The organism is Secundilactobacillus collinoides DSM 20515 = JCM 1123, from assembly GCF_001435975.1.
Lineage (GTDB): Bacteria > Bacillota > Bacilli > Lactobacillales > Lactobacillaceae > Secundilactobacillus > Secundilactobacillus collinoides.
In genome coordinates, this window is the sequence record NZ_AYYR01000051.1 from 1 (window position 1) to 410 (window position 410).

Sequence of the window (410 nt, forward strand, 5' to 3'; positions counted from 1 at the left end):
ACAGAAAGCGCAATTTAAAAACCAGTTAAACGATGTGCACCAAGAAATCAGTGAGCGAACACAGAAGCAACTGAAATCCTTTGCTGAACAGAATCTGGAAATCAAACAGCCTGATCCTGAATCTGATCAAAGTCTGAAACGTTAGCCAGTTTTTAAAGGGCATGCTATAATAAAGACAGAAAAAGGAAGCCCCGCTGGAACAGGACTTCCCGTGCAAGCCGCTTCAAAGGCGGTGGCCTTAGCTAAAGAACGATATCAAGTCGCCCCATAACCGGTCAAAGTTATGTGGGGCGGCTTTTTTATTTGTGGTGCTTGTCGATATAGCTGAGTAGCGCGATTAAAAACGTGCCAAACAGCAACATCAACGAGAGTGTCTGGAAGACGCTCATTGACTGTGAAACCTTCCTGAA

General features: G+C 44.6%; 1 protein-coding gene. It reads right to left on the minus strand.

The genetic code is table 11. The annotated features are described in order from the left end of the window. Nucleotides 1-299: 299 nt before the first annotated feature. The gene (locus FC82_RS17160) at nt 300-389 is read right to left on the minus strand and encodes a putative holin-like toxin (RefSeq protein ID WP_021353390.1); all 90 of its coding nucleotides are present in this window, start codon (nt 387-389) and stop codon (nt 300-302) included. Nucleotides 390-410 lie beyond the last annotated feature (21 nt).